This is a genomic window from Salipaludibacillus agaradhaerens (assembly GCF_002019735.1).
Classification (GTDB): domain Bacteria; phylum Bacillota; class Bacilli; order Bacillales; family Salisediminibacteriaceae; genus Salipaludibacillus; species Salipaludibacillus agaradhaerens.
In genome coordinates this window covers 1,095,684-1,111,465 of the sequence record NZ_KV917378.1, presented here as the reverse complement: position 1 = coordinate 1,111,465, position 15,782 = coordinate 1,095,684, and the positions used below count along the sequence as shown (strand labels likewise).

The window sequence follows — 15,782 nt, the reverse complement described above, 5'->3', positions numbered from 1 at the left end:
TATGGAATGACAAAAAACGAACGTGCTGTTAAAGAAATGCAGGAAGGGAATTTGGAAGAAGCGGCGAAACTACTTAATGAAGCTATTGAAGAAAATCCTGAAGATGCTATTGCGTATACAAATTTCGGAAATTTACTAGCTGCAGTAGGCGAAGAAGAAAAGGCCATTATCTTTTTTGAAAAAGCAATGGCGTTAGATGAACAACAGGCAACTGCGTATTATGGAAAAGGAAATGTCTTGTACAATCAGGAAGATTATAAAGGGGCTATTGATAGTTATCAGAAAGCGATGTCTCACGGTCTTCATGAGGGCGATGTATATTACATGACAGGAATGAGCTTTTATCATCTAAGTGATTTTTTAAGAGCTTTACCTAGTTTAAGCAGGGCTGTAGAATTAAATCCTGAAGATGTGGATGCTCGCTTTCATTATGCTTTATGCTTAGCTCAAACAGACCAAATCACTGATGCTATTCCTCATTTCGAGAAAGTAAATGAGTTAGATCCAGGCCATGCAGATAGCCACTTTAACTTAGGTGTAGCATATGCCTACAACGAGGATGTGTCAGGAGCCTTGGCCATGTTTAATAAAGCGCTTGAGATTCAACCTAACCATGCACTTGCATCAAATGGTAAGCAGCGTATGGAGGAGTTTCTTCATAAAGGACAATAGTTAAAGTAAAAGGGGCATTAGGATGAATCACTTAAATGAGGGTCGTGAAGATTATATTAAAGGTGAACTTCTTCATCTAATTTTTCATAACGAAGAGTCCCTTTATACAGTGGCCAAAGTAAGAGTTAATGAAGCTTCTCAGAAAATAGACGACAAAGAGATAACAGTAGTCGGTATGATGACAGAGCCAGATCAAGAAGTCACTTACGAGTTTAAAGGTGCCATGTCAGAGCATCCACGATTTGGTCGGCAGTTTAAGTTTGTTCAATTCAAAAAAGTATTGCCAGAAACAGAGCAAGGGATCATTTTATACTTATCAAGCGATCGATTTCCAGGGATTGGACGTAAAACAGCTCAAGTGATCGTAGAACAATTGGGAATTACTTGTATTTCGAAAATTCTAGAGAATCCTGCTGTTTTAGATGAGGTCCCTAAGTTAGCCAAAGATAAAGCTCAGCATGTGTATAAAACACTGCTAGAAGATCAAGGGATTGAACAAATTTTATTGAAGCTCTATGAGTTTGGTTTTGGCGTTCAATTAGCTATGAAAGTTTACAAAGCATATCAGACTGAAGCGTTAGACATTATTCAAACAAATCCGTATCGAATGGTTGAAGATGTAGAAGGGATAGGTTTTGGGCGTGCTGATTTAATAGGCAGGAAACAAGGTATAATCGGTAGTCATCCTGACCGCCTAAAAGCAGCTATCCATTACGTTCTTCATGACGAATCTCTAAGTGCTGGGCATGTTTATTCCAAAAATGAAACAATCGTTAAAGAAGCAAAATGGCTGTTAGAAAAAGATACACAGGACGATATTTCCCCTTTAGATATTGCAAATGAAGTGATTGCTCTCGGCGAGGAAGGCAAAATTATCGTTGAAGGGGACAGAATGTTCCTTCCATCGCTATATTTTGCAGAACAAGGGATTGTCACTAATTTACACCGGCTTATGGCCTTTGAAACCGATTTAGATGAATTTCCAGAATCAGAATTTTTGAAGGCACTAGGCCAAGTGGAAGAAATGCTAGGGATTACTTATGCTTCATCTCAAAAAGAAGGTATACAACAAGCGTTACAATCTCCAATGTTAATATTAACCGGGGGACCTGGCACTGGTAAAACGACCGTCATTAAAGGATTAGTTGAAGTATTTGGCATGCTTAAGGGCGTGTCGATTGATCCAGAAGATTATAAAAGGAAGAAAGAACCTTTTCCAATTCTTATGGCTGCGCCTACCGGACGAGCCGCAAAACGTATGAGCGAATCGACGGGTTTACCTGCCTCTACGATTCACCGTTTACTTGGGTATAAAGGAGAAGATAGTACTTGGTTTGAAAAAGGTGAGGGTGAGCAATTAGAAGGAAAAATGATTATCGTAGACGAAATGTCAATGGTGGATACATGGCTTGCAAATCAGCTGTTAAAAGCGATTCCAGATGGTATGCAAGTGATTTTAGTTGGAGATGAAGATCAACTGCCATCTGTTGGGCCTGGACAAGTGTTGGCAGATTTACTTACATCTGACTGCATTCCAGCAGTACGGCTGACAGATATTTATCGCCAATCAGAAGGGTCTCAAATTATTGAATTTTCCCATCAAATTAAAGAAGGAACCTTACCAGACTTTATAGACCGTTCAAGTGATGATTTACGCTTTTTTCCATGTGAACAATCAGATGTTCCTAAAGCGGTTAAACAAATCTGTGAGCGCGCAATTGAGAAAGGATTCTCTGCTAAAGATATTCAAGTGTTAGCACCTATGTATAGAGGTGTGGCAGGTGTGGAAAATTTAAATGATATGCTACAAACTTTATTCAATCCTAAGTCGGACAAAAAAAAGGAAGTGCCATTCGGTGATGTCGTTTACCGGAGTGGCGATATGGTCTTACAGCTAGTTAATAACCCAGAAGAGAATGTGTTTAACGGTGATAGGGGCGAAATTATCGCCATTAAAACGGGTAAAGAAGCTGGTGAGAAGCATACAGAAATTATTATATCATTTGATGGTGAAGAGGTCAGTTATACGCGACCTGATTTAACCCAGATAACGCATGCCTATTGTTGTTCAATTCACAAATCACAAGGAAGTGAATTTCCTATTGTTATCATGCCTGTTGTCCGGGGCTATTATCGTATGCTCAGAAAAAAATTGATTTATACGGGAGTGACACGAGCTAAGAATTTTCTTCTTCTGTGTGGAAGTTGGGAGTCTTTGCAGCTAGCTGTAGAAACAAATACAGAGGAAAACAGACAAACAACATTAAAAGAAAAACTAGCCGATCAATCATTGGAAATTGAATACACGAATGAATCAAAGGGTGCGATGAAAGACTAAGAATGTTCGAAGGGAGTGGGGTCCTTGAGAACATTTGAGAAGGTCAAGGGTGCACCCGTTTTTCATGGGCAAAAACGCCGTCTGCTCGGTAAGATAGCTGACCTTGCTTACAATGAGAGCACGGGTCATATTTCAGGTTACTTGATCCAGCGACGCAATTGGTGGGCAAAAAACACATTTCTTCCTTTGTCAGCTACATTTACACGTTCACAGTCAAGCTTTATTCTTCATGAATCGCAACGGTTGTTACCTATGAATGATTCTGACCGACGTGTCTTCCACGGCACTGATCGACTGACAGGTCGTGCGGTATACAATGAGGAAGGAGACATCATAGGTATCGTTGAGGATGTATATTTTTTACCAGATTCGGGGAGAATTTTAGGGTATGAACTGACGGAAGGGTTGTTTGAAGATATTCAACGCGGTTTTTTCGTCAAAAAGACAGGGGATATGACTGTCACCAAGCACGGGCAGGAACTTCTCCTTCATAATTAACTTACCCAGAGTGGAGTGACTGACTATGAAGTGCCCGAATTGTAGCGGCAGGGATATTGGTAAAATTGGCACTAACCAATACTATTGCTGGAGCTGTTATATTGAACTATCCATCTCGAATGGACAATTACACCTCCACCAGGTGGAAGCAGACGGATCGTTAAGCTCCCTTGACGATTTATTTACAGAAGACGAAAGACAGATTGACTTATAATTCAAAAGATGGGGGATGATCATCGTGAGAACCCTAGCATCATTAGCTATAATCGGAGCAGGCGCTTTTGCTTACGCTGCTTCTATGAATAGCAAAACGAAAAACCGGTGGAAGAGAAGGATGCCTTCTATGATTAATTTTCGTTTTATGGAAGACATCATGCCTAGAAAGCGTACTATGAGGCAAATGAGAAGGCAGATGAATAAAGCTTTTTCATAAAGATCTTTTTCTAAAAAGTATAAGTAGAAACGCTTTATCTCATTTTCACCACTTATATTCGAGAAAGCGATACGTTTTCTAATGTGTGATCATTAATAGAGGCAGTCGTCCCAGACACTGCCTCTTTCTACATACTTCTAATGAGAAGGTTAAGCTTTAAAAGGAGGAGAGCTTGTCTCATGACAAATATCGAGCTTAAACGGCGTATTTTCTCCCTTGTCTTTGTTTTATTAATCATTTTATTGGTCGTTTCTCTCATTTTTCTATATAGGTACCTTTCACCTATTTTAAAGCCTACTTTGAAAATTATAGCACCGTTTTTGCTTTCAGGTTTTATCGTTTACTTACTGCATCCTCTTGTTGAAAAGTTAGAATCTCATGGTATTCCAAGACCTTTATCAATCCTTATTATATTTGTCATTTTATTGTTAGGAATTGCAGCAGCTATTTTTAAAGCTACACCTTACATTATTAATGAAGGGAAAGAACTTTTAGAACAACTACCAGAATTGGCGAATACATATAGGCAATTATCTGCCTCACTCAGTGATCAATCTTCCTATTTACCTGAAACGTTTCAAAGAAGAATGGACCAATGGATTCAACGAGGAGAATCTTGGGTCGCTGCTTCAGTTGAACAATTCGGGATACTGTTGTTAAATTTACTGGATTGGGTGCTGTTTTTAGTTGTTATCCCTTTTATAGCATTTTACGGCTTGAAAGATTATCCTTTACTAAAGAAAACTGTCTGGTACTTAACCCCGAAGAAAATGCGACCAGAAGGAAAGCAACTCATAAAAGAAGTGGATCAGACACTGGGTTCTTATATTCGTGGGCAGCTTATCATCTGTCTCATTGTGGGTCTTTTAGCGTGGCTAGGATTCTGGATTATTAATATGCCCTATGGCATACTGTTAGCAATCGTGATTGGTATTACGAATGTTATTCCTTATTTTGGACCTGTGCTAGGAACAGTTCCTGTAGTCTTATTAGCTTTAACGGAATCACCCCTATTGGTTGTTAGTGGCTTAGCAGTTATTTTAATTATCCAATTAGTAGAGGGAAATATACTTGCTCCTGTCATTATAGGAAAGAGCATTCATACTCACCCTCTTCTTATCATTCTTGCCCTTGTGGCTGGAAATGAAATAGGGGGTATTATCGGTCTCATTATTGCTGTGCCGTTGTTAGCTGTCATAAAAATTCTCTTGCTTCATTTCAGGCGGCTTATTAGAGAAAGGAGAGGTATATATGATTGACAAATAGCTGCTACATTTCTATAATTACGTGTATAAACGCTACATAATTAAAACTTGATGACGGAGCCCACATAATTGCAGTCCATTCAGGATACGGATAATACTGTATCTCAGAGAGAGATTTCCATGGCTGAAAGAAATTTCGAATGAAGGGTAATTATTAGCTACTCCTGAAAGCAGAGAAAACCTGCCGGTGCACAACCGTTACAATGTGACAAGGTGATAGACATTGTGTATGTCTGTAACTAGGGTGGTACCGCGTGATAATAATTCTCGTCCCTTTTTTAGAGGGAGGAGTTTTTTTGTTTTTAACTAACAAGAAGGCAGTCTTAGACATGCTAAATGTGTATCGAGGAAGGACATACTCATTTTTGTATATAAAAGAAGGAGGAAAGAATATGAGACATTTAACATCTGCTGAAGTAAGACAAATGTATCTCGATTTTTTTAAGGAGAAGGGACATAATGTTGAGCCTAGTGCTTCTCTAGTTCCGCATGAAGATCCATCGTTATTATGGATCAACAGTGGTGTCGCCACGTTAAAAAAATATTTTGATGGAAGAGTGATCCCAGATAATCCACGGATCGTAAACGCGCAAAAATCTATTCGGACAAATGATATTGAGAATGTGGGTAAGACAGCGCGTCACCATACTTTTTTTGAAATGCTAGGTAACTTTTCTATTGGAGATTATTTTAAAAAAGAAGCGATTCATTGGGCGTGGGAATTTCTTACAAGTGAGAAGTGGATAGGATTTGATCCAGAAAAATTAGCTGTGACAATCTATCCGGAAGACGAAGAAGCCTATAACATTTGGCATAATGATATCGGTTTGCCAGAAGCCCGAATTATTCGATTAGAAGAAAATTTTTGGGATATAGGGGAAGGCCCATGTGGACCGAATACAGAAATTTTCTATGATCGTGGTGCTGAGTACGGAGATGATCCGAATGATCCAGAAATGTTTCCTGGTGGAGAAAATGAGCGTCATTTAGAAGTATGGAACCTTGTTTTTTCTCAATTTAATCATAATCCCGATGGAAGTTATACACCACTTCCTAAAAAGAATATTGATACGGGAATGGGTTTGGAAAGAATGGTGTCTGTGATTCAGGATGCGAAAACGAACTTTGATACCGATTTATTTTTACCGATCATTAAATTAACTGAAGAAATTTCTAGACAAAAGTACGGTAAGGATACAGAAAACGATACAGCTTTTAAAGTAATCGCTGATCATATTCGTACAGTGACATTTGCTGTTTCTGATGGGGCCTTGCCTTCTAATGAAGGTCGTGGGTACGTATTGCGTCGATTATTGAGAAGAGCAGTACGTTATGCAAAACATCTTAATATTCATGAACCGTTTATGTATAAGCTCGTGCCTGTAGTGGGAAGTATTATGCAAGATTTTTATCCAGAAGTTGTTAATAAGCAAGAGTTTATTGAACGAGTTGTCCGCATCGAGGAAGAAAGATTTCATGAGACGCTAAATGAAGGGCTTGGGATGTTAAATACACTCATCGATAAAGCAAAAGCCGAAAACACAACGACTATTTCTGGTAGAGATGGCTTCCGATTATATGATACTTACGGCTTCCCAGTTGATTTAACAGAAGAGTATGTAGCGGATGCCGGTTTAACACTTAATCGAGAAGAGTTTGATAGCGAAATGGAAAAGCAACGAGAACGTGCGAGAGCTGCTAGACAAGATTCTGGCTCGATGCAATTACAGGATGATGTTTTAGGGCATATCACAGATGAAAGTGAATTTATTGGATACTCTCAGAAAGAGAGCCCAGCCATCGTAAAAGCAATTGTCAAAGATAAAAAGTTGACAGATGTGGCGACTGAAGGTGATGACGTTCATGTTATTTTGGACAGGACTCCTTTTTATGCGGAAAGTGGTGGGCAAGTGGCAGATAATGGCACGTTATCTAATCGTAATGTGACATTAAAGGTCAAGGATGTTCAAAAAGCACCGAACGGGCAAAATCTTCACCTTGTCCACGTCGTATCAGGCGTATTAAACGTTCGTGAGGAATTAATAGCCTCAATTGATGACCGAGCACGAGCAGCTATTGTGAAAAATCATACAGCAACTCATTTACTTCATCAAGCATTAAAAGATGTGTTAGGCGATCATGTGAATCAAGCAGGTTCTCTTGTGCAAGAAGATCGCTTAAGATTTGATTTCTCACACTTAGGGCAATTAACTGAAAGTGAATTAGAACAGATTGAAACGATTGTCAATGAAAAGATATGGGAAGGAATTGCTGTTGAGACAATGGTGAAAACATTGTCTGAAGCGAAGGAAATGGGGGCTATGGCTCTTTTCGGTGAGAAATATGGAGAAACAGTTAGAGTCGTCCAAGTAGATAATTATAGCTTAGAGCTTTGTGGAGGCTGTCATGTGAATAATACCGCAGAAATTGGTTTATTTAAAATTGTTTCCGAGGCAGGTATTGGAGCAGGAGTCCGCCGTGTAGAAGCCGTTACCGGGAAAAAAGCATACGAATATATGACGACTCAATTAGAGCAACTAAAGAAAGCAGCAAGCTTATTAAAAACGAATGTTAATGAATTGCCTTTACGCGTTGAGCAACTTCAAAAACAATTAAAAGAAAAAGAAAAAGAAAATGAATCTTTATCGAGTAAATTAGCTCAATTCCAAGCTGGAAACCTTATGGATGATTTACAAGAAATCAGTGGAGTGAAGTTGCTTGTAAAGCAAGTATCTGTTTCTGATATGAATTCATTGAGGAAGATGGCCGATTCCTTGAAGGAAAAGCTTGAATCAGGTATATTAGTGCTTGCCACAGTTAATGGAGAAAAAGTCAGTATTGTGGCGAGCGTCTCGAAGGATTTAATAAAAGACGGACACCATGCAGGATCTATTGTTAAAGAAGTGGCTTCAATGTGTGGTGGCGGCGGAGGTGGGCGTCCTGATATGGCCCAAGCTGGTGCTAAGGACCCATCAAAGTTAGCAGAAGCGTTAGACATAGTTCCTGAATTAGTAAAAAGAAATGTCTAAATGTACAACAATCGTGTACAATAGTAGATAGACATATAAACTCATAATGGAACGGGTAATTAACCTTTTCTTTAATAGGAAAGAAAGGTGAGGGTATAATGAGTTCAATGGACAGAACAATGAAATTCAATTTTAATGATGATTCAATGGATGAGGATGTGAAAGATGTTCTTCTAACAGTTTATACGTCATTAGAAGAAAAAGGATATAACCCTATCAATCAAATTGTCGGGTATTTATTATCTGGGGATCCTGCCTACATTCCGCGTCATAAAGATGCTAGGACACTCATTCGTAAAATTGAACGAGATGAATTAATTGAAGAGCTCGTACGCTCCTATCTTGCGCAACATCAAAAGGAGAAATCATGAAGATTTTAGGCCTGGATGTAGGCACGAAAACGATCGGTGTAGCAGTAAGTGACGAATTAGGCTGGACTGCTCAAGGTGTCGAGACAATAAAGAGAGAAGAAAATGACCTTGATAAGGCATTTGAAAGGCTTGAGGAACTTATTGCAGAGCACCATATTGCAAAAATTGTGGTAGGTCTCCCAAAAAATATGAATGGAACTATTGGGCCGAGCGGTGAAGCGTGTCAGCAGTTTGCTAAAGAGCTAAGTCAACGTACTGGTTTAAAGGTGGAGATGTGGGATGAACGTTTGTCTACAGTGGCTGCTGAACGTATGCTTGTTAGCGCAGATGTAAGTCGTAAAAAAAGAAAAAAAGTTATTGATAAGATGGCTGCAGTGATGATATTACAAGGCTATTTGGATAGACAAAATTAAGGAGGCAACTAATATGGTAGAATATCGAATGAATGAAGCTAGTGATGATGATCGAATCGTTATTCCAGATGAAAATGGTGATGAGCATTTATTTCAAGTTTTGTTCACCTTTGATGTGGATTCCACAGGTAACTCATACATGGTATTAGCTCCCGAGGGATCAAATGAGAGTGAAGAAGATGAGGTTGAAGTGCATGCCTTTCGGTATGAGGAACCTGAAGGTGGAGAACTTTCCCTCTATGCTATTGAAACAGATGAAGAATGGAACATGGTTGAAGAGCTCTTAAATACATTTGCTGACGGTGAACTAGAAGAGGAAAATTAAGCCTTAAATGTTTAAGAGTTTCGATGTTTCACTTGCTGAAACGAGTTCGTAGAACCTGATAGCTATCTGCTGTCAGGTTTTTTATTTTTGACGAAATAACGTGCCCTATGCCATCAAGATAGAGGGGGGAATAAAAGAGACAAGTTCTATGACCTTTACTAGTGTATAAAAGTCATGAAGTAGAATGAATACCTAAATAATATTCATTCTCTTCTCTAAAACGTCTTTGCAAATAATGCGCTATATTTCTACACAATTAAACAAATGTTTAGGTTTAACGTCACGAAAAATATTAACGAAGAAAATAAAAACAAACTTCGCAATGATGTTTTTAAATGAATTCATCGAATTTTGTCAAATATATAGTATAATAGGGGAGGTGAAAGGGGTGGCCCATGTGTCAAATAAGAAAAAATTGAAAGAAAAACATAAATTAAAAATGGAAGAAAATAAGAAAGAGGCAAGTCTAGTAAGAAAAATTGTCCTCATTTTCTTTATGAGTATTATCGTCATTGGCATTATAGCTGTATTTGTTGGTTATCGTTACATCATCGGCAGTATTGGCCCTGTGGATGAAAATGATGAAAACGTGATTGAGGTTACGATCCCAATCGGTTCGAATACCTCTACTATAGCTGATGTACTTGAGGAAGCCGGTGTTATTAATAGTGCAACGATGTTTACTTATTATGTCCGTTTTCAAAATGAGTCTGGCTTTCAAGCAGGTGAATATCATTTAACAAGGTCAATGAGCATGGAGGAAATTATTGATCAATTAAAAGAAGGTCGTGTCTTTGAAGATTATGCGATTTCGTTTACTATTCCAGAGGGTCTTTGGGTTGAAGATGTCTTTGAAAGAGTTGCGTCGGAAACAGACTTAGAACAAGATGAATTATTGACACTTGCCAGAGATGAAGATTATTTGAACGAACTTATTGAAAATTACGATTTTCTTGATGAATCTATTCTTGATGAAGCGATTAGAGAACCATTAGAAGGCTATTTATTTCCAGCGAGATATGACTTTGTTAATGAAGAACTGGAGCCCGAAGAAGTGATTGAAGCCATGCTAGATCGTACTAGCTCTGTCCTTGCAAGCTTACCGATCGAAAATATGGATGATACGTTTCATGAATTGATGACAAAAGCTTCTATTATTGAAGGAGAAGCGATTACTGATGAAGAGAGAACGACTATATCAGGTGTCATAGAAAATCGTCTCCAAGCAGGAATGCCGCTACAAATGGACCCAACCATTGCTTATGCCCATGGGGAACATTTGTCACGTACACTGTATGAGCATCTTGATATTGAATCACCTTACAACACGTATAATGTTACAGGGCTTATGCCTGGACCGATCAATAATCCTGGGGAAGCATCAATCTCAGCAGCGTTATCACCTGAGTCACATAACTACTTATATTTTTATCACTCCCCTGAAGGAGACATTTATTTTAATGAAAACCTGTCAGAACATGAAGCTATTGTAAGTCAGTATAGAGATTAGTAAGTTAAACAAGGAGAAGCTTGTAATAGCATTCTCCTTGTTTTTATGATAAAATATATCGGTCAAAGATTGAAATTTATCCTAAAAAGCACCTAAGGGAGGCGCTTTTTTTATGAAAAAAAATGACAAGGTAGTTGATTATCACACATCACTCATTCGTAAAAGAGCAGATGACATTATGGCGTTAGAACAGATAGCCCAAAAAGACAATATTCCAATAATGGAGATCGATGGTATTGAGACAATGCTACAATTTCTAAGAATTCATCAATCACAAAGAATTTTAGAAATTGGTACAGCCATTGGCTATTCCGGAATTAGAATGTTACAAACTCTTTCTAAGGCCGAACTTTATACAATTGAGCGCGATGAAATGAGAGTGGCAGATGCTGTTGAAAATGCCAATAAATGCGGTGTGGGCAGTCGCTTTCACATCATACCTGGTGATGCTCTTAATGTATATGAAACAGTTCAAACTTATGCACCATTCGATGTCTTATTTATAGATGCGGCTAAAGGACAATATTCCTCGTTTTTTTCTCTTTATGAGCCAATGCTAAAAAAAGACGGGCTTATTTTTTCTGATAATGTGCTGTTTAAAGGGATGGTAGCTGGTGAGGTGGAGACGACAACTAGAGCTGTAACTTCCATGGTAAAAAAGATTCGTTCCTTCAATAAGAAGTTAATGAATCATCCACGGTTTACGTCCGTTCTTTTGCCTGTAGGAGACGGCTTGATGGTTACGATTAAGAATGAAGAAATGAAGAGAGAGGACTGTGAGCAGTATGAAGACACCTGAGCTATTAGTGACACCTCCAGCTGTTGAAGACATTACTTCTCTCATAGATGCTGGGGCTACAGCTATCATGATCGGAGAAGAGACATTTGGCTTACGGTTAGCGGGTGAGTTTAAACGGCATGACATAGAAGAAGCAGTAAGGATTGCCCACAATAGAGGGGTAAAAGTATATGTAGCCATGAATGCTTTATTTCATAATGAAATATTACCGCTGTTGCCTGACTATATAAAGTTCCTGGATAAAGTAGGAGTCGATGCTATCGTTTTTGGTGATCCAGCAGTCCTTATGAATGTGAGGAAATACGCACCCTCAATGAAGCTGCATTGGAACACAGAAACGACTGCAACAAATTGGTATACGGCAAATTACTGGGGAAGAAAAGGTGCCTCAAGGGCAGTTCTTGCTAGAGAATTGAACATGGATGCTATTATTGAAATTAAAGAGGCGGCCGAGGTGGAAATTGAGGTGCAAGTTCACGGTATGACCTGTATGTTTCAATCAAAACGTATGCTTGTAGGTAATTATATGTCTTTCCAGGGGAAAGATTTAAAAGTAGAGGGCCGGAGTAAAGATCGAAGTTTAATTTTACACGATCCAGAAAGAGATGCCACGTACCCAATATGGGAAGATAAAAATGGCACACACATTATGAGTCCTAAGGATATGTGTATTATTGATGAACTGGAAGACTTGCTTGAAGCAAACATTGATTCACTTAAAATAGACGGCATTTTAAAGAACACCTCTTATTTATGTTCTGTGACAGCCTTGTATCGAAAGGCAATCGACTTATATATGAATGATCCTGCTTCATATGATGAAGCGAAAGATAGTCTACTCAATGAAATAAAAGCTGTTCAGCCGTCTAATAGGGATCTAGACACAGGCTTTTTCTTTAAAGAAACAGTCTATTAAAGCTGGCTGCGTCATGACAAAAAGTAACGATTCATTAAGGAGTGATTCACCCATGAATCAGCAAATGGTGGAAAAAGAAACTACAAGCAAGCGGGTCATTAAAAAAAAGCCTGAGCTTTTAGCGCCGGCAGGAAATTTAGAAAAATTGAAAATTGCTGTACATTATGGTGCAGATGCTGTTTTTATCGGTGGAAGAGAGTTTGGCTTACGTTCGAATGCAGACAACTTTTCAATTGAAGAAATGGCAGAAGGTGTCCGTTTTGCTAATCAATATGGAGCCCACATTTATGTGACAACAAATATTTTTGCTCATAATGAAAACATGGCAGGTCTTCAAGAATATTTGAAAGACTTAGAGCGAGTTGGGGTAAAAGGTATTATCGTAGCTGACCCATTAATTATTGAAACGTGTAAACAAACAGCGCCTAAATTAGAAATTCATTTGTCTACACAGCAATCCCTTTCAAACTGGCAGGCTGTTCAATTTTGGAAAGAAGAAGGACTCGAACGTGTCGTATTGGCTCGTGAAGTAGGATTGCAAGAAATGCTAGAAATGAAAAAAAACGTGGATATAGAAATTGAAACATTTATTCATGGGGCCATGTGTATTTCGTATTCGGGCCGATGTGTATTAAGTAACCACATGACAGCGAGAGACTCTAACCGAGGTGGCTGCTGTCAATCGTGTCGTTGGGATTATTTTCTGTATGAAGAGGGCGAAAATGCTACAAAAGAAGGAGAAGGTAAACCGTTGTTTGCAGACGAGGACGCACCTTTTGCCATGTCTCCAAAAGATTTGAACTTAATTGAAGCAATTCCAAAACTCGTTGACGCAGGTATAGATAGTTTAAAAGTAGAAGGTAGAATGAAATCCATTCATTATGTAGCTACGGTTGTGAGTGTTTATAGGAAAGTTATTGATGCTTACTGCGCTGATCCTGATAACTTTACAATCGATCCCAGATGGTTAACGGAGCTTGATAAATGTGCGAATAGACCGACAGCACCTGCCTTTTTTGAAAATACGCCTGGTCATGAAGAACAAATGTTTCGTACACACAGTCAAAAAACCATCTTTGATTTTGCTGGAGTCGTATTAGATTACAACGAGAAGACACAAATGGTGACACTTCAACAGAGAAATCATTTTCGACCAGGAGATATGATAGAGTTTTTTGGTCCGGACATCGATGACTTTTCTCAGAAAGTAGGCACTATTTGGGATGAAGAAGGTCATGAAATAGATGCAGCTCGTCACCCGCTGCAAATTGTGTCCTTTAAAGTTGAAAAGCCTGTAAAACCATATAATATGATGCGAAAGGAACAATTAACATGAGTGAAAAACCTGTCATCATTGGCGTAGCGGGCGGTTCAGGATCTGGGAAAACGACTGTTGCCAATGAAATTTACTGTCAATTTCCCGAGCAGTCTATTTTAATGCTCGAGCAAGATGCTTATTATAAAGATCAAAGTCATCTCCCGATGGAAGAGAGACTAAAGACAAATTATGATCACCCACTGGCTTTTGATAATCAATTACTATTAGACCATTTACAACAATTATTGCAACGACAAACAGTAGCAAAACCGGTGTATGATTATGCGAATCATACTCGCTCTAATGATGTGGTCATGGTTGAGCCACGTGATGTTATTATTTTAGAAGGGATCTTAATTTTGGAAGATGAGGCCTTACGTGATATGATGGACATTAAGTTGTTCGTAGACGCTGATTCGGACCTTCGTATAATCCGTAGGCTCATGAGGGATATTCAAGAGCGTGGGAGAACAATTGATTCTGTTATTGATCAATATACATCGGTAGTAAGGCCTATGCATCTCCAATTTATAGAACCTACTAAGCGGTACGCAGATATCATCGTCCCTGAAGGTGGACACAACCGTGTAGCTATCGACTTAATGGTAACAAAAATTAAAACAGTTCTTGAAGAGAAGACCATGATTTAATACGTATGATTTTTAAATGATACTTGGCGTAAACGATATTTTTATGTATACTGTCTAACTATATACAATTTAATTAATGCCTTTCAGCTTTTTTTGTCTGTGATAAAAAAGCTTGGCGGGAAGACAGTTTTTGTATATAATAGCAAGCAGGAACATTACCAAGTTAAAGAAGCGGTTTGAATTGGATATAAATAGTTACAGCGCCCTGATCTGTTTAGAGGATGTTTTCTGAACAGAGTGGGCGCTTACGGTTTATGTCATTAGCATATCAGTTCAGTAGTATAAAATAAAAGACCTCAGTGAGCGAGACGAATCACTTAGATTCATCCTTTTCTTTTCACTTAAGAGAAGTGAGTGCTGTTGCTATACCATGAGCAGCCTTCATTCAAAGAAGGGAAATTAGACGTTGAAGCCTTTTCTTCAGCTACACGTGACCTCCTGAGAGCTTATTTAAGTACATTTGGTCTCCTTATGCGATGAACATAATCGAACAAGGCTTTATTCAATCACCTTTTTATATGGTTAACCAATCCGTTTCTAAATCAAGAAGTACTTTTATGAACTAAGTAAACATGAAAGCGTTCTTTTAAGGCATTATTTTCTAAGGAGTGGGAACAATGGCAGAAGAGAAGCATTATATGACATTAGAAGGTAAAGAAAAACTAGAAAAAGAATTAGAATTTCTGAAAACGGAACGACGAAAAGAAGTCGTTGAACGTATAAAAGTAGCAAGAAGTTTTGGTGATCTATCGGAAAACTCAGAGTATGACTCAGCGAAAGAAGAGCAAGCCTTTGTAGAAGGACGAATTCAACAAATTGAAACGATGATTCGTAATGCAGAAATAATTGAAGAAGATAAAGATAGCTCAGTTGTATCACTAGGTAAAAAAGTTACATTTAAAGAACTACCTGACGGTGAAGAAGAGCAATATGTTATCGTTGGTCGGGCTGAGGCTGATCCATTAGAAGGTAAAATTTCAAATGAATCACCAATGGCCCAAAGCCTCATTGGAAAAGGGACAGGAGATCAAGTGATTGTCTCAACACCTGGTGGAGATATGAAAGTTGAAATCACAGAAGTACAATAAAAAGAACGGTCACCCAGTCGATGATTTACCGGGTGACCGTTCTTTTTTAGGCATGTTTTACTATAATTGTCATACATTATTATAAAAATGGCTAGAGAAGCAGTGAAAAGGCTTGTTCTTACATTTATCCACACTCATTATACAACTTAGTGTGATA

Annotated in this window: 16 protein-coding genes; all 16 read left to right on the top strand. The window is 38.5% G+C overall.

Annotation, left to right across the window (positions count from 1 at the left end):
* Nucleotides 1-6: 6 nt before the first annotated feature.
* The 16 genes from BK581_RS05365 to greA all read left to right on the top strand — a co-directional run bounded on the left by BK581_RS05365 (nt 7) and on the right by greA (nt 15,625).
* The gene (locus tag BK581_RS05365; RefSeq protein ID WP_078577205.1) at nt 7-672 is read left to right on the top strand and encodes a tetratricopeptide repeat protein; all 666 of its coding nucleotides are present in this window, start codon (nt 7-9) and stop codon (nt 670-672) included.
* Nucleotides 673-694: 22 nt separating this feature from the next.
* Nucleotides 695-3,010 (top strand): SF1B family DNA helicase RecD2, encoded by a 2,316-nt coding sequence (recD2, locus tag BK581_RS05360; RefSeq protein WP_078577204.1) that lies wholly within the window; start codon nt 695-697, stop codon nt 3,008-3,010.
* Between the two features lie 24 nt (nt 3,011-3,034).
* The gene (locus tag BK581_RS05355; protein ID WP_078577203.1) at nt 3,035-3,508 is read left to right on the top strand and encodes a PRC-barrel domain-containing protein; all 474 of its coding nucleotides are present in this window, start codon (nt 3,035-3,037) and stop codon (nt 3,506-3,508) included.
* 25 nt (nt 3,509-3,533) lie between these two features.
* Complete coding sequence (locus BK581_RS05350) at nt 3,534-3,722, top strand: hypothetical protein (protein ID WP_078577202.1); 189 nt, start codon at nt 3,534-3,536, stop codon at nt 3,720-3,722.
* Between the two features lie 24 nt (nt 3,723-3,746).
* On the top strand, nt 3,747-3,941 hold the full coding sequence (locus BK581_RS05345; RefSeq protein WP_078577201.1) for a hypothetical protein: 195 nt from the start codon (nt 3,747-3,749) through the stop codon (nt 3,939-3,941).
* Between the two features lie 179 nt (nt 3,942-4,120).
* Nucleotides 4,121-5,200 (top strand): AI-2E family transporter, encoded by a 1,080-nt coding sequence (locus tag BK581_RS05340; protein ID WP_169837549.1) that lies wholly within the window; start codon nt 4,121-4,123, stop codon nt 5,198-5,200.
* A 398-nt stretch (nt 5,201-5,598) separates the two neighbouring features.
* On the top strand, nt 5,599-8,235 hold the full coding sequence (alaS, locus tag BK581_RS05335) for an alanine--tRNA ligase (RefSeq protein ID WP_078577199.1): 2,637 nt from the start codon (nt 5,599-5,601) through the stop codon (nt 8,233-8,235).
* Between the two features lie 98 nt (nt 8,236-8,333).
* Entirely contained in the window at nt 8,334-8,606 is a 273-nt protein-coding gene (locus BK581_RS05330) for an IreB family regulatory phosphoprotein (protein WP_078577198.1), read from the top strand.
* Nucleotides 8,603-9,019, top strand: a complete 417-nt coding sequence (gene ruvX, locus BK581_RS05325) for a Holliday junction resolvase RuvX (RefSeq protein ID WP_078577197.1) — start codon at nt 8,603-8,605, stop codon at nt 9,017-9,019. The genes BK581_RS05330 and ruvX overlap by 4 nt, the downstream gene beginning before the upstream one ends.
* Before the next feature lie 13 nt (nt 9,020-9,032).
* On the top strand, nt 9,033-9,344 hold the full coding sequence (locus BK581_RS05320) for a DUF1292 domain-containing protein (RefSeq protein WP_078577196.1): 312 nt from the start codon (nt 9,033-9,035) through the stop codon (nt 9,342-9,344).
* Nucleotides 9,345-9,732: 388 nt separating this feature from the next.
* Nucleotides 9,733-10,854, top strand: a complete 1,122-nt coding sequence (mltG, locus tag BK581_RS05315; protein WP_245828906.1) for an endolytic transglycosylase MltG — start codon at nt 9,733-9,735, stop codon at nt 10,852-10,854.
* Between the two features lie 112 nt (nt 10,855-10,966).
* On the top strand, nt 10,967-11,653 hold the full coding sequence (locus tag BK581_RS05310) for an O-methyltransferase (protein ID WP_078577195.1): 687 nt from the start codon (nt 10,967-10,969) through the stop codon (nt 11,651-11,653).
* Complete coding sequence (locus BK581_RS05305) at nt 11,640-12,569, top strand: peptidase U32 family protein (protein ID WP_078577194.1); 930 nt, start codon at nt 11,640-11,642, stop codon at nt 12,567-12,569. The genes BK581_RS05310 and BK581_RS05305 overlap by 14 nt, the downstream gene beginning before the upstream one ends.
* 52 nt (nt 12,570-12,621) lie before the next feature.
* On the top strand, nt 12,622-13,905 hold the full coding sequence (locus BK581_RS05300; RefSeq protein ID WP_078577193.1) for a peptidase U32 family protein: 1,284 nt from the start codon (nt 12,622-12,624) through the stop codon (nt 13,903-13,905).
* Complete coding sequence (gene udk / locus BK581_RS05295) at nt 13,902-14,537, top strand: uridine kinase (RefSeq protein ID WP_078577192.1); 636 nt, start codon at nt 13,902-13,904, stop codon at nt 14,535-14,537. The genes BK581_RS05300 and udk overlap by 4 nt, the downstream gene beginning before the upstream one ends.
* A 617-nt stretch (nt 14,538-15,154) precedes the next feature.
* Nucleotides 15,155-15,625, top strand: coding sequence for a transcription elongation factor GreA (gene greA, locus BK581_RS05290; RefSeq protein WP_078577191.1), 471 nt, complete (start codon nt 15,155-15,157; stop codon nt 15,623-15,625).
* Nucleotides 15,626-15,782 lie beyond the last annotated feature (157 nt).

What these genes read in the sequence shown, in the direction of transcription:
- BK581_RS05365 (WP_078577205.1), top strand. Translation starts at nt 7, where the DNA reads ATGACAAAAAACGAACGTGCTGTTAAAGAAATGCAGGAAGGGAATTTG.
- recD2 (WP_078577204.1), top strand. Translation starts at nt 695, where the DNA reads ATGAATCACTTAAATGAGGGTCGTGAAGATTATATTAAAGGTGAACTT.
- BK581_RS05350 (WP_078577202.1), top strand. Translation starts at nt 3,534, where the DNA reads ATGAAGTGCCCGAATTGTAGCGGCAGGGATATTGGTAAAATTGGCACT.
- BK581_RS05340 (WP_169837549.1), top strand. Translation starts at nt 4,121, where the DNA reads ATGACAAATATCGAGCTTAAACGGCGTATTTTCTCCCTTGTCTTTGTT.
- alaS (WP_078577199.1), top strand. Translation starts at nt 5,599, where the DNA reads ATGAGACATTTAACATCTGCTGAAGTAAGACAAATGTATCTCGATTTT.
- BK581_RS05330 (WP_078577198.1), top strand. Translation starts at nt 8,334, where the DNA reads ATGAGTTCAATGGACAGAACAATGAAATTCAATTTTAATGATGATTCA.
- ruvX (WP_078577197.1), top strand. Translation starts at nt 8,603, where the DNA reads ATGAAGATTTTAGGCCTGGATGTAGGCACGAAAACGATCGGTGTAGCA.
- BK581_RS05320 (WP_078577196.1), top strand. Translation starts at nt 9,033, where the DNA reads ATGGTAGAATATCGAATGAATGAAGCTAGTGATGATGATCGAATCGTT.
- BK581_RS05310 (WP_078577195.1), top strand. Translation starts at nt 10,967, where the DNA reads ATGAAAAAAAATGACAAGGTAGTTGATTATCACACATCACTCATTCGT.
- BK581_RS05305 (WP_078577194.1), top strand. Translation starts at nt 11,640, where the DNA reads ATGAAGACACCTGAGCTATTAGTGACACCTCCAGCTGTTGAAGACATT.
- BK581_RS05300 (WP_078577193.1), top strand. Translation starts at nt 12,622, where the DNA reads ATGAATCAGCAAATGGTGGAAAAAGAAACTACAAGCAAGCGGGTCATT.
- udk (WP_078577192.1), top strand. Translation starts at nt 13,902, where the DNA reads ATGAGTGAAAAACCTGTCATCATTGGCGTAGCGGGCGGTTCAGGATCT.
- greA (WP_078577191.1), top strand. Translation starts at nt 15,155, where the DNA reads ATGGCAGAAGAGAAGCATTATATGACATTAGAAGGTAAAGAAAAACTA.